This window comes from Acidimicrobiia bacterium (assembly GCA_035948415.1).
In the GTDB taxonomy this organism is placed as follows: Bacteria; Actinomycetota; Acidimicrobiia; order IMCC26256; family PALSA-555; genus PALSA-555.
Map to the genome: position 1 here is coordinate 1 of DASZJD010000017.1, position 12940 is coordinate 12940.

13 protein-coding genes, 2 tRNA genes and 1 other RNA gene are annotated in these 12940 nt (G+C 73.1%); 7 read left to right on the forward strand and 9 right to left on the reverse strand.

Features of this window, described 5'->3' with window-relative positions:
• Positions 1-278: 4Fe-4S dicluster domain-containing protein (locus tag VG869_01845; protein HEV3449923.1), on the reverse strand; the 278-nt coding region annotated here is incomplete at its 3' end.
• Positions 279-391: 113 nt separating this feature from the next.
• On the opposite strand from VG869_01845, the gene VG869_01850 reads away from it, so the two are divergent.
• Complete coding sequence (locus VG869_01850) at positions 392-1255, forward strand: methylenetetrahydrofolate reductase (GenBank protein ID HEV3449924.1); 864 nt, start codon at positions 392-394, stop codon at positions 1253-1255.
• 106 nt (positions 1256-1361) lie between these two features.
• Positions 1362-3599: an arylsulfatase gene (locus tag VG869_01855; protein ID HEV3449925.1), complete on the forward strand. Its 2238-nt coding sequence runs from the start codon at positions 1362-1364 to the stop codon at positions 3597-3599.
• A 228-nt stretch (positions 3600-3827) separates the two neighbouring features.
• On the opposite strand, the gene VG869_01860 is transcribed toward VG869_01855, so the two are convergent.
• Positions 3828-4385, reverse strand: coding sequence for a hypothetical protein (locus tag VG869_01860; GenBank protein ID HEV3449926.1), 558 nt, complete (start codon positions 4383-4385; stop codon positions 3828-3830).
• A gap of 265 nt (positions 4386-4650) precedes the next feature.
• On the opposite strand from VG869_01860, the gene VG869_01865 reads away from it, so the two are divergent.
• Entirely contained in the window at positions 4651-6090 is a 1440-nt protein-coding gene (locus tag VG869_01865; GenBank protein HEV3449927.1) for a sigma-70 family RNA polymerase sigma factor, read from the forward strand.
• 188 nt (positions 6091-6278) lie between these two features.
• Here the strand turns inward: VG869_01865 and VG869_01870 are convergent.
• From VG869_01870 to VG869_01885, 4 genes are all read right to left on the reverse strand, one after another.
• Positions 6279-6370, reverse strand: a tRNA-Ser gene (locus VG869_01870).
• Between the two features lie 48 nt (positions 6371-6418).
• Complete coding sequence (locus VG869_01875) at positions 6419-6880, reverse strand: nucleoside deaminase (protein ID HEV3449928.1); 462 nt, start codon at positions 6878-6880, stop codon at positions 6419-6421.
• Position 6881: 1 nt separating this feature from the next.
• Entirely contained in the window at positions 6882-7307 is a 426-nt protein-coding gene (locus tag VG869_01880) for a PPOX class F420-dependent oxidoreductase (GenBank protein HEV3449929.1), read from the reverse strand.
• Positions 7308-7426: 119 nt separating this feature from the next.
• A tRNA-Ser gene (locus VG869_01885) sits at positions 7427-7511 on the reverse strand.
• Positions 7512-7556: 45 nt separating this feature from the next.
• Between VG869_01885 and ffs the strand changes: the two genes are divergently transcribed.
• The 4 genes from ffs (at position 7557) to recR (ending at position 10610) form a co-directional block, all read left to right on the forward strand.
• Positions 7557-7823, forward strand: an RNA gene (gene ffs / locus VG869_01890) — signal recognition particle sRNA large type.
• Positions 7824-7886: 63 nt separating this feature from the next.
• Positions 7887-9635 (forward strand): DNA polymerase III subunit gamma/tau, encoded by a 1749-nt coding sequence (gene dnaX, locus VG869_01895; protein HEV3449930.1) that lies wholly within the window; start codon positions 7887-7889, stop codon positions 9633-9635.
• 11 nt (positions 9636-9646) lie between these two features.
• A complete protein-coding gene (locus VG869_01900; protein ID HEV3449931.1) occupies positions 9647-9991 on the forward strand; it encodes a YbaB/EbfC family nucleoid-associated protein in 345 nt (114 codons plus the stop codon).
• A 13-nt stretch (positions 9992-10004) separates the two neighbouring features.
• Entirely contained in the window at positions 10005-10610 is a 606-nt protein-coding gene (gene recR / locus VG869_01905) for a recombination mediator RecR (protein ID HEV3449932.1), read from the forward strand.
• 1 nt (position 10611) lies between these two features.
• On the opposite strand, the gene VG869_01910 is transcribed toward recR, so the two are convergent.
• The 3 genes from VG869_01910 to VG869_01920 all read right to left on the reverse strand — a co-directional run bounded on the left by VG869_01910 (position 10612) and on the right by VG869_01920 (position 12900).
• On the reverse strand, positions 10612-11253 hold the full coding sequence (locus VG869_01910; protein HEV3449933.1) for a hypothetical protein: 642 nt from the start codon (positions 11251-11253) through the stop codon (positions 10612-10614).
• Between the two features lie 4 nt (positions 11254-11257).
• The gene (locus tag VG869_01915; GenBank protein HEV3449934.1) at positions 11258-11650 is read right to left on the reverse strand and encodes a DUF2752 domain-containing protein; all 393 of its coding nucleotides are present in this window, start codon (positions 11648-11650) and stop codon (positions 11258-11260) included.
• A 65-nt stretch (positions 11651-11715) separates the two neighbouring features.
• On the reverse strand, positions 11716-12900 hold the full coding sequence (locus tag VG869_01920; GenBank protein ID HEV3449935.1) for an acetyl-CoA C-acetyltransferase: 1185 nt from the start codon (positions 12898-12900) through the stop codon (positions 11716-11718).
• Positions 12901-12940 lie beyond the last annotated feature (40 nt).

Here is a 12940-nt window from a genome sequence, read left to right on the forward strand (position 1 = left end):
GCCCGGACGCGCCCGAACAAGAACTCGTCGATCTCGGGCTCCCAGGCCCGGAAGCGGGGGCAGGCCCGGGTGCAGCTGGTGCAGCCCTTCTGGCCGTGCGAGCAGTCGTCGGGCCCGAACCCGTCTTCGGTCTGGAAGGGCTTGTAGACCCCAGCGTCGTCGCGGTAGCCGAGCACGTCGTGGGGGCAGACGATGACGCAGCCGGCGCAGCCGGTGCACAGCCCGCTCGTGACCACCTCCTCGTAGAGTTCCTTCCACTGCAGCTTCTCGGGCGGCACCCGAGCAGTCTGGCACGACCCCAACCGCCGGCCCACGCCGACAGAACGGCCGGCGTCCTCGTGGGACGGTGGCCTACGCTTCGGAGTCCTCCACGGCACGGGCAGGTCGGTTGGTGGCCAAGATCAACGACATCCTTGCGGCCGGCCGGACGCTGTCGTTCGAGTTCTTCCCGCCGCGCACGCCGGAGGCCGAGGCCCAGCTCGAGCAGACCCTCGTGGAGCTGGAGCCGCTCCGGCCCTCGTACGTGTCCGTGACGTACGGGGCCGGGGGGTCGACCCGAGACCGGACGCATGATCTCGTGGTGCGCATCAACCGCGACACGTCGATGACCGCGATGGCCCACCTCACGTGCGCCGCCCACACCCGCGCCGAGCTCACCGACGTGGTCACCCGGTACGGGGACGCGCGGGTCGAGAACATCCTCGCCCTCGGTGGGGACCCGCCGAAGGAGCTCGAGCTTCCGCCGGGCGAGCTCGAGCACGCCATCGAGCTCGTGCGACTGGCGCGTGGTCTCGGCGACTTCTCGATCGGGGTCGCTGTGCACCCGGAGCCGCACCCGCGCTCGCCGACGATCGAGAGCGACCGACGGTTCACCGCCGAGAAGCTCGCCGAGGCCGACTTCGGGATCACCCAGTTCTTCTTCGAGCCGCGCCATTACTTCGAGCTCGTCGACGCGATGCGGGCTCGGGGCGTCGAGCGCCCCGTCATCCCGGGGATCATGCCCGTGCTAAGCCTCGCCGGTATCAAGCGCATGGCCGAACTGCAGGGCTCGGCGTTCCCGGACTGGCTCGCCGAGCGCCTCCACGCCGTCGGCGACGACCCGAAGGCGGTCCGGCAGGTGGGGATCGACGAGGCGACCCGCCTCTGCGCGTCGCTGCTCGAGGGCGGCGCGCCGGGCTTGCACTTTTACACGCTCAACCGCTCCCCGGCGACCCGCGAGATCGCCGCCAACCTCGGGCTGGCGCCGACGGGCTGAGCCCCGCGCGCCGCCGGCGGGGGCTCTAGCGTGCCGGGCCCGGGCCGGTGCGTGGGAGGACCCGATGACGGGACGAGCGACCATCGGGCGGACCATCGCAGAGTCGGTGCCGGCCTTCCCATCGGTCGCCCGGCCGCCCGCGGGCGCGCCCCACGTCGTGCTCGTGGTGCTCGACGACCTCGGCTTCGGGCAGCTCGGCTGCTTCGGGTCCGACATCGCCACCCCCGCCATCGACCGGCTGGGCGCCGAGGGGCTGCGGTACAACCGCTTCCACGTGACGTCGCTCTGCTCCCCGACGCGCGCCTGCCTGCTCACGGGCCGGAACCACCACGCCGTCGGCATGGGCTTCCTGACCGACGTGCCGACGGGGTTCCCCGGCTACGACGGGCGGATCCCGCCGTCGGCGGCGACGCTGCCGCGGATGTTGCGCGACGCCGGGTACAGCACCCTGGCCGTGGGGAAGTGGCACCTCGCCCCGCGTTGGGAGCAGAGCGCGTCGGGCCCGTTCAGTCGCTGGCCGCTCGGCCTCGGCTTCGAGCGCTACTACGGGTTCCTCGCCGGCGACACCAACCAGTGGGCGCCCGAGCTCGTGCGCGACAACGGCTTCGTCGAGCCGCCCCGGTCGCCGGGGGACGGCTACCACCTCACCGAGGACCTCGTCGATCAGGCCGTCCGGATGGTCCAGGACCAGCAGCAGGCGACGCCGGCGAAGCCCTTCTTCCTGTACTTCGCGACCGGGGCCATGCACGCGCCGCACCACGCGCCGCGGGAGCACATCGAGCGCTACGCCGGGCGCTTCGACGCCGGCTGGGACGCCTGGCGGACCCAGCTCTTCGAGCGTCAGCTGGCGGGTGGCGTCGTCCCGCCGGGGACCACGCTCACGGACCGCCCGCCCTGGGTCGACGCGTGGGGGGACCTGTCGGCGGACGAGCGCCGCCTGTTCGCCCGCCTGATGGAGGTGTTCGCCGGGTTCCTCACCCACACCGACGAGCAGCTCGGCCGGCTGTTCGCCTTCCTCGAGCAGCTCGGCGTGCTCGACGACACCCTCGTGCTGCTCCTCTCCGACAACGGCGCCAGCGCCGAGGGTGGTCCCTTCGGGTCCCTGAACGAGCATCGGTTCACGCACGACCGCCTCGACGACCCCGCCGACACCCTGGCCCGGCTCGACGACCTCGGCGGACCACGCGCGTACAACCACTACCCGTGGGGCTGGGCCTGGGCTGGCAACACGCCCCTGCGGCTGTGGAAGCGGTACACGTGGCTCGGCGGGGTGCGGACCCCGCTGCTGGCGCGCTGGCCGGGCCGGATCCCCGACCCCGGCGCGGTGCGCCCGCAGTTCAGCCACGCCGTCGACCTCCTGCCGACCGTGCTCGAGGCGGCCGGCCTCTCAGCGCCGGACGTCGTCGACGGGCGCACCCAGCAGCCCATCGACGGCGCCAGCCTCCTCGCCACGTTCGCCGACGCCGCGGCTGAGAGCCCGCGCCAGACCCAGTACTTCGAGATGATCGGCTCCCGGGCCATCTACCACGACGGGTGGAAGGCCACGACCGACCACCTGGGCAACCAGCTGCGGGTGGAGACCGAGCGGCTCGAGGGCAGCCGCGACTTCGACCGCGACCGCTGGCTGCTCTTCCACCTCGACGAAGACTTCTCCGAAGCCCACGACCGCGGTGACGAGCACCCCGAGCTCGTGCAAGCGCTCGTCGAGCGGTGGTGGAGCGAGGCGGGACGCAACCAGGTCCTGCCGCTCGAGGACAGCATGATCTTTCGCGTCTCCGCCCTCGAGCCGCCCCCGTACGGCCGGCGGCGGCGCGCCGTGCTCCATCCCGGCGGCGGCCCGGTGAACGAGGACGCGCTCCCGACGCTGCTCGGCGGCTTCCGACTCGACGTGGAGCTGGACGTCCCCGCCGACGGCGCCGAGGGCGTGGTGTGCGCGCTCGGGGACTGGAACAACGGCTGGGCCTGCTACCTGATCGCCGGACGACCGATCGTCGCGTTCAGCCTCCTGGGCGCGCCGTACCGGATCGCCGCCCGCGACCCGATCCAAGCGGGCCGCCGTGTGCTCGGCGTCGAGTACGCGCGGGGCGCCGACCCGGGTGGCGCGGTCACCGTCGCGGTCGACGGGGTCGTCGTTGCCGACGGCTCGTTGGCGGACCCTCTGCCGTTCCGGTGGCAGATCGGCGGCGCCGGCCTGCTGGTCGGACGGGACCGAGGCTTGCCCGTCTCGGAGGACTACACGCCGCCGTTCCCGTGCACCGCCGAGCTGCGCTCGGTCGTGCTGGAGGGCGGGGCCACGCGTCAGCGCGACCCCCAGGAGGTGGCGGCGGCGCTCCGGCACGAGTAGCGCTCGGACGGCGGACGGGACCGGCGCCGCCGCCGAGCCCGAGCCGCGACACCTCGTGCACAATCCCCAACGCGCAACGACCGGCCGGCGGGCGGTCCCAGCAGGACGATCGCGGCCGAGTCGGGTGGACGCCGATGGACCCGGAGCGCGGGCTCCGGGTCCATCGTCGGCCGGCGGGCGGTCCTGAGCCGTGCCCGGCGCTGCACCCGGCTCGGCTCGTCCACGCGCTTACGGACAGCCGAAGCCGACCTCGGCGAGGACGGCCGCCGACGGCGTCAGACCTGCACTGCCCGGACAGCCCACCATCGCAGTCCCGGCGTCCGTGACCGTCCACTGGCCGGCGTCGCAGTGCACGAGGCCATGTCCGCCTTGGAAGTCGTTGTAGAAAGCCGGTACCGGTCCGTCGAAGAAGCTGGCCCACGACGGGTCCGAGGCCGCGATCGTGATGTTCGCGACGTTGTACTCGTCGGCGGTGACGTTCAGCCCGGCGACGGGGCTGGCCTTCACGGCCGCAGGGATGGTGGCGGCCCCGCCACACGGCGGCGTCGGCGCCGTGACCGGCGTCGCCGGTCCGGGCGTGGCGTTGCTGGGTGTGACCGCCCCCGGCGCCGCCGTCGTGCGCCGCCGGCTCGCGGGATGACTCGCCTGTGGCGAGGTCGCGCAGGCGGCCAGCACGCTCAGCGCCCCGATGGCGACGAGCGACCGAGTGGCGAAGCGCTGGAAGGGACGAGGCCTCGGATCGGGAACCGAGCCCGTGACCGGCTGACGGGTGTGGAAGTGGGACATGACGACCTCCTGGTTGGTTCATGGATCAGAGGCCCGTCGGTGGTGATCCCTTACAGTTTTCGAGTCCCGATCTGGTCAGCTCGGCGGCTCGGCCGCTGACTGATGGCGTGGGCTCGCCACGCTCGGCGTTGCGGCCCCGCCCGATGGAACGCTCGTGGTGCCGCAGATCGGACGGATTTCTTGCAAGGTCGCGTGCCGCGCCCGACTCTCACTCGTGTGGACGGAATCGCCATGGGCGCGTCCGGAGCCCCCTACGATTCACGGCGTGCGCAGCGACGCCGAGCTCGCGGCTGCCGCTCGCGCCGGTGACCAGGACGCCTTCGCGGCGATCTACGACCGGTATGCCGATCGGTTGCACGACTTCTGCTATTCGGTCCTCCGCGATCGCCATGAGGCGGGCGACGCGATGCAGGACACGTTCGTGCTCGCCGCTCGTCATCTCGATCGCCTTCGTGACCTTGGGGCGCTGCGGCCCTGGCTGTTCGCGATCGCGCGGCGCGAGGCCCTGCACCGCGCGACGGCGCAGAACCGCGTCCTCCCAACCGAGGACGCGGGCGCGGACGAGCGTTCCGAAGGCCCAGATCCGGAGGACGCCGTGATCGGCGGCGACGCAGCGACGGTGGTGTGGCAGGCGGCCGCGGGGCTGGCCGAACGCGACCGGGTGCTGCTGGATCTGCACGTTCGCCAGGGTCTCGACGGCAAAGAGCTCGCCGAGGCGCTGGGCACGACCCCGTCGCACGCGTACGTGCTGATGACCCGTCTCCGCGATCAGGTCGAGCGCTCGATCGGCGCCCTCCTCGTGGCTCGGCTGGGCCGCCGCGACTGCGAGGAACTCCAGCAGGTGCTCGCGGGGTGGGACGGCACGTTCTCGCCGCTCTGGCGCAAGCGCGTCGCTCGGCACGTCGAGGACTGCGAGACCTGCTCGGAGCAGCGACGCAGCTTGGCGAGCCCCCTCGCGCTCCTGGCCGCGGCTCCGCTCGTCCCCGCCCCTCTGGCGCTGCGTGCGCTCACGCTCGAGCGCATGAACCGGGGCGGCGGCGGGTCCGTGCGCTCGTGGCGTCGACCTCGCGGTCGAGGCGGCTTTCCCCCGCCGCTGTCCCGCCGGCCGCGCCCTCGCACCGTCGTCGCGGCCGCGGCCGCCGCGATCTTGGTGGGCGCCCTCGCCGCGGGAGGCCTGCTGGCCGGAGGTGGATCCGGCGCTCCGGTCACGATCCGAGCCGACCGCGGCACCACCCAGTCGACCGCGGCCCCCAGGGCGACCACGACGTCGATGCCGGCTGCGAGCGATGCTGCCACCTCCACCACGGTGGCCACTGCGGCGCCCCCAGGGCGAGGCGGAGGGAGCGGTCCGTCGCCGCCACCTCCACCCCCGCCGAGGGACACCACGCCGCCGACGCTCACGAACCTCACCATCCAGTCGAGCTGCATCGACCAGCCGAGCGGAACCGAGGTGCTCGGCGCCACTGCGTTCGACGACTCCCGGCTCGCCTCCGTCGTGGTCGAGGTCCGCTACAACAACGGGTCCCAGGTCGCGGACGCCGGCCCGATGACCCCGAGCGGTGGCGACCGCTACTCGAGGACGGTCGCGGCCACTTCCTTCCCGCCGCCCTTTGCGACCGCGACCTGGACCGTGACGGCCACCGACGGCGCGGGAAACCAGTCGACCGCGTCAGGTCCACCGTTTGACGTCGGGTGCATCCACTGATTACGGGTCCCGTCACTCCATGTGCCGGGCGGTGGTGTCGGGCGCACCCGCCGGGCGGGCCGCTTGACCTTCGGAGCCGACGCACCGATGCGACGAGCCTCGCGACGCAGGGCCTCATGAAGAGTCGTCGCAGACTCGGCGCAGGCCGGCACCCAGCGACTCGGAGCCGGGGTGCCTTGCGGAGGGAGTGGCGGAGGGAGTGGGATTTGAACCCACGGTGCCCATTGCTGGACACAACGGTTTTCGAGACCGCCCCGTTCGGCCGCTCCGGCATCCCTCCGTCGACGAGTCTACGGCCGTGCCATTCGCCGACTGGACGGTGCTCGGCTCAGCGTCGCAACGCGAAGAACTCGTGGAGGACTGCGCTGCACTCGGCGGCCCGCACTCCGTCCACGACTTCGAACTCGTGGTTCAGGCGCGGATCCGCGCCGAGCTGGTAGAGGCTCCCGAGCGCGCCCGCCTTCGGGTCGGCGGCGCCGAACGCGACTGCGTCGACCTGGGCGGCGACGGCGGCGCCGGCGCACATGGGACACGGCTCCAGCGTGACGACGAGCACGCAGCCCGCGAGCCGCCGCGATCCCACGACCGCGGCGGCGTCGCGCAGGGCCAGGATCTCCGCGTGCGCGGTGGGGTCGTCGCGGAGCTGGCGCTCGTTGTGACGCTCGGCGATCACCACGCCGTCGGCGGAGCCGGCGACGACGGCGCCGATGGGCACGTCGCCGTGCTCGGCTGCCGCGCGGGCCTGGAGCAGCGCCTGCCCCATCAGTGCTTCGAGCCGCTGGGGTCGCACCTCAGGCCGCGACGTCGGTGTTGGCGACCACGGTCGCGCCGGTCACCCGCGCGAGGAGCTCGTCCGGGACCGCGTTCCGCCGGCCGAACTCCTGCGCCTGGTCCGCCCCCATGTACCGACCCCCGATCTTGGTGGCGAAGCGCAGCAGCTCATCGAGGTCGGTGCTGAGCGACGCTTCGCCGGTCACGGTCACGAACGCGTACGGAGGGCGTTCGTCGTCGACGCAGAGGGCGACCCGAGGGTCACGGCGCAGCGCGCGGCCCTTCACCGATTCTGCACCCGTCGTGAACACCGCGTCGTCGCCGTCGAGCACGAACCAGACCGGCACGACGTGCGGGCGCCCGTCGGCCCGGACGGTGGCGAGCTCGGCGGTGCGGGTCCCGGCGCCGAGGAAGGATCGGACCTGCTCCGGGGTCATGGGCGCCATCGGGCCAGTATCGCCGGCGCGCCTCGGACGACTGCCCCCATCCGCGCCGATCGGGCCTCGCCGGAGCGGCACCGAGTGGGCGCGCGGGACCCTCGGTCGCGCGGCCAGTACCGCCGGGGCGGAGGGAGTGGGATTCGAACCCACGGTGAGTTGCCCCACACACGCTCTCCAGGCGTGCCGATTCGTCCGCTCTCGCATCCCTCCTGGAGGACGGCATCGTAGGCACCGGCGCTAACCTCGCCCCGCGGACCGTGCTAGGCGGGGAGCTCGTGGTGCCCTGTACCCCCAATCCACGCACGGGGGGCTGAAGCCCCGCCCGAGGCCCGATCCGCCGTTCGATCGGACCCGCTCGACCGGCGTCGAGGGTCGGGTCCTGCGCGACGAGACCCCGCGAACCGAGTCAGGTCCGGAAGGAAGCAGCTCTCAGCGGACCGTCCCGGGTGCCGCAGGCAAGCCTGGCCGGAGCCGGCGGCGGGCACCGCGAGGGCGGCGGCCAGGTCGACGGCGGGTGCACGGTCCGCACCCTCGCATCGACGCGCCGGCGACGGGCCGAGCGCCGGCCGTCGATACAGTCCGTCCGTGGCCTACCAGGCGCTCTACCGAAAGTACCGGCCGCAGCGGTTCGGGGAGCTGGTCGGCCAGGAGCACGTCACCCAGGGCCTCCGCAACGCCGTGCGCGAGGGAAGGGTCGGCCACGCCTACCTGTTCTCCGGGCCGCGGGGCACGGGCAAGACCACCACCGCCCGCATCCTGGCCAAGGCCCTGAACTGCACGAACCTCGGCGCCGACGGGGAGCCGTGCGGCCGGTGCGAGAACTGCCGGGCCATCGCCGCCGGCACCTTCCTCGACCTGTTCGAGATCGACGCCGCCTCGAAGCGCAAGGTCGACGACGCCCGCGACCTCCGTGAGCAGCTCGCGCACAAGGGCTTCGGCGGGCGCCGCACCGTGTACATCCTCGACGAGGTGCACATGCTCACCAAGGAGTCGGCGAACACCCTGCTCAAGAGCATCGAGGAGCCGCCCGAGCACGTGGTGTTCGTCCTGGCGACCACGAACCCGGAGGAGGTGCTGCCGACGATCCGGTCGCGGACCCAGCACCTCCAGTTCACGCTGCTCAGCCCCGAGGACCTCGTCCGCCGCCTCGCCGACCTGCTCGGGCGCGAGGGGATCGACTTCGACCCCGAGGCGCTCGAGACCATCGCCACCGCCGCCGGCGGCTCGGCGCGCGACGCCGAATCGCTGCTCGACCAGGCGATCGCGGGTGCCGACGGCCGCCTCGACGCCGAGCGGGTCGCCAGCCTGTTCGGCTCGACCGCGTTCTCGCGTCGCGTCGGCGTGCTCGAGGCGATCGCCGACGAAGACGCCGCCCGTGCCCTCGTGGCCCTCGACGAGCTCCTCGACGCCGGCCACGAGCCCCGACGGGTCGCCGAGGACCTCCTCGTCGCCGCCCGCGACACCTTCCTGCTCACGGCCGGCGCCGGGAAGGTGCGAGTGAGCGCGCCGGCGGCCGACCAGGCCCAGCTGGCTCAGCTCGGTGAGCGGCTCGGCAACGCGGCGCTGGTCCGCGTCGTCGAGACGCTGGGCCAGGCCGTCGTCGACATGCGGGGGGTCGACGCCGCCGACCCCCGGCTCGTGCTCGAGGTGGCGCTGGTGCGCCTCAGCCGCCGGGACGCCGGGCCGCCGCTGCAGACGGTGGTGGAGCGGATCGAGCGCCTCGAACGATCGCTCGGGCCGCCAGCGGCCGCGGCCCCGCCGACGCCCGGCCCCGAGCACCGGGCGCCGGGCCGGACCATCGGCGCCGTGCGCGCCGGCGGCGCCGAACCGCGACCGGCCCCGGTCCCGGCGGCCAGCCCGCCGGTGGAGCGGCGGCCGTCGGTGGCCGACGGGCCGGACCTCGACCTCGACGACGTGATCGTCGCTTGGGGCGAGCTGCTCCCCGGCTTCTCACCCGCGACGCGGGCGGCGGTGCAGGCCGCCCAGCCGCTGCGCGTCGACGGCGACGTGGTCGTGTTCGGCGTCGCCCCCGGTCTGCTCGAGGCGGCGCGCCCGCGCTTCAAGAAGGAGGCCGACACCATCCGGGCCGCGCTCGCCGACCGGTTCGGCCGCAGCGTGAAGTTCAACCTGGTGGCCGCCGACGACTTCAGCGCCGTCGGCGACGCCGACCGCGCTCGACCCGAGTCCGCCCCGCCGTCCCCCGAGCCGTCCGAGCCGGACCCGTCGGAGCTCCACGACGCCGCCGACGCGACCGACGCACCGCCGCGGCGACCCGAGGCGCGGCTGACCGAGGAGTTCGGCGCTACCGTCGTCGACGAAGTCCCACGCCAGTAGAGGGAGCGTGCGTGGCGAAGCAGAAGCCGCAACCCAACCCCCAGGCCAACCTCCTGCGTCAGATGCAGCGCATGCAGCAGGACATGGCGACCGCGCAGGCCGAGCTGGCGGCCGAGACCGTCGAGGGTTCAGCTGGTGGCGGCGTCGTGAAGGCCACGGTGACCGGGACCGGCGAGCTCCGCGCGGTGGCGATCTCGCCCGACGTCGTCGACCCCGAGGACGTCGAGATGCTCGAGGACCTCGTCGTCGCGGCCGTCACCGAGGCCATGCGCGCCGCCCAGGAGCTGCAAGCCCGCAGCATGGGCTCGATGACCGCAGGCCTCGACCCCGGGTCGCTGGGCGGGCTGCTCGGCTGAGGCCGTTCCCGCCATGGATGTCTACGAAGGGCCGGTCCAGGCCCTCATCGACGAGCTCGGCCGCCTCCCCGGGGTGGGGCCGAAGTCGGCGCAACGGATCGCGTACTACCTGCTGAAGGCGGCTCCGGAGGACGCCAACCGGCTGGCCGCGGCCATCAGCGAAGCGAAGGCGAGCGTGAGCTGGTGCCGTCGGTGCTTCAACATCGCCCAGGGGGAGCTGTGCCGCTTCTGCCGCGACGAGCGACGCGACCCGACGGTCCTGTGCGTGGTCGAGGAGCCTCGCGACATCGTGGCCGTCGAGCGCACCCACGAGTTCCGGGGCCGGTACCACGTCCTGCAGGGCGCCATCTCGCCGATCGAGGGCATCGGGCCCGAGCAGCTGCGGGTGCAGGAGCTCGTGCGTCGCATCGGCGACGAGGAGGTCCAGGAGGTGATCCTGGCCACCAACCCGAACATCGAGGGCGAGGCGACGGCCATGTACCTCGCCCGGCTCCTGAAGCCGGTCGGGGTGACGGTCACCCGGCTGGCCAGCGGCCTCCCGGTCGGCGGCGACCTGGAGTACGCCGACGAGGTCACGCTCGGTCGGGCCCTCGAGGGTCGGCGCGAGGTTGACGCCTGACTCAGAGCGAGGCAACGGGCTGGCCGCTCAGCAGGCGGTAGACGTAGGCGAGGGCGACGGCGCTGATCGCGTACGTGACGACCAGGCCGACGACGCAGACCACGAAGCCGGCCAGGTTCAGGAGCAGGAGCACGACGGACAGGCCGAGCAGCCGGATGCGAGCCCCGCGGGTGATCTGGGCCGAGCGTCGCAGCGCCACCGTGGCCGGCGCGTCGGGGTGCTCGGCGACGACGAAGCCGTAGAACTGGAACACCAAGCCGAAGATCAGCCCGGGGACGACGAGCAGCAGCAACCCGATGTAGAGACCGAGCAAGAACAGGACCGACGCCACGAGGAACGGCCCGTAGCCGTCGGGGCGGAACGCCTCGGCCAGCGACGGGGTGCGGCCCTCGACGACCTCGAGGGCGGCCCGGATCAAGCCGAAGACGAGGAGCACCTCCACGAGGGCCCCGAACAGGCTGAAGGCGTAGTTCATCGCCGGGCTGCTGTTGGCGGCGCTCAGCAGCACCGTGAGCGCGTCGCCGGCGAGCACGACGAGCGACACGAGCATGACCGGCGCGAAGTTGCGCCAGCAGGCGTTCCAGCCGTACGTGACGGCGTCGCCGATCGAGAACTTCGGAACGGGTCGAGCCGGCTCCGCCACGAAGCTAGAGCGGGCGGCCGGTGGCGTACTTGAAGAGCTGCCAGGACCACAGCAGCCCCAGGATCAGCGCCACCAGCCACACCGGGACGTGGATCCGCTTCGTGCGCCAGGCCAGGAGGAGCAGCACGGCGGCGGCGACGACGGCGACGCTGCCCGGGTTCAGGAACGCCGCGTGCGCCAGGTCGCCGTGGACCGCGGCCGTGACGCCGCGGGTCATGCCGCACAGCGGGCACGGGATTCCCGTGAGGGTGCGCAACGGGCACGGCGGAACGAACTCGAAGGGGACGACGGGACGCACTGCCGCCACCGCGAGCATCCCGGCGCCGAAACCTCGAAGGGCCCCGAGGTCGACCGGGGTGTAGCCGGACAGCGGCTCGGGAAGCCGCACCGCGACCATGTCGGCAGCGTAGCGACCGGTCGCGCGGACAGGACTCCGCGCGTGCGCCGCGCCTCGACGAGCGGTCAGGACACCTTCACGATGGCGGCGTCGCCCTGCCCGCCACCGCCGCACAGCGCGGCGGCGCCGAGGCCGCCGCCGCGGCGTCGAAGCTCGTTCACGAGGGTGAGCAGCACCCGAGTCCCCGACATGCCGATGGGGTGGCCGAGCGCGATGGCGCCACCGTTCACGTTCACGATGTCGTCGGTGACACCGAGGTCCTTCATCGAGGCCAGCCCGACGGCCGCGAAGGCCTCGTTGATCTCGACGAGGTCGAGGTCGGCCACGGTCTTGTCGATCGGCTCGAGGGCGCGCTTGATCGCGCGCGAGGGCTGGCGGAGCAGCGAGGTGTCGGGGCCGGCGACCATCCCGAAGCTGACCAGCTCGGCCACGGGAGTGAGGCCGAGCTCCTCGGCCTTCGAGCGGCTCGTCACGATGACCGCCGCCCCGCCGTCGGAGATCTGGGAGGCGTTCCCGGCGGTGATGCTGCCGTCCGGCGCGAACGCCGGCTTCAGCGCGGCGAGGGACTCGGCGGTGGTCTCGGGCCGAACTCCCTCGTCGGTCTCGACCACGATGGGGTCGCCCTTGCGCTGCGGGATCGCGACGGGTGTGATCTCGTCCGCGAACCGGCCTTCCTTCTGGGCGACCGCGGCTCGCTCGTGGCTCCTCGCCGCCAGCTCGTCCTGCGCGGCGCGGGTGATGCCGCCGAACTGGCCCGTGTAGCGCTCGGTGCCGGCCCCCATGTGGACGGCGTCGAAGGCGCACCACAGCCCGTCCTGGATCAGGGCGTCGACGAGCTCGCCGTTGCCCATCCGGTACCCGGCCCGGGCCTTCGGTAGCAGGTAGGGCGCGTTCGTCATCGACTCCATGCCGCCGGCGACCACGATCTCGGCGTCGCCGGCCTGGATCATCTGGTCGGCGAGGTAGACGGCGTTCAGCCCCGACAGGCAGACCTTGTTGACGGTGAGGGCCGGCACGCTCATCGGGACGCCGGCCTGGGCGGCGGCCTGCCGGGCCGTGATCTGGCCCTGTCCGGCCTGCAGGACCTGGCCCATGATCACGTAGTCGACCTGGTCGGGACCGACCCCGCCCCGCTCGAGGGCGGCGCCGATGGCCCGGCCGCCGAGGTCCATCGCCGAGCACGATGCGAGCGCGCCCGAGAGCTTGCCGATCGGCGTACGTGCGAACGAGACCATCACGGAACCTGGCATCGAGCCCTCCTGGTTTCCTGAGCTGTCGCCCTCTCGAGCC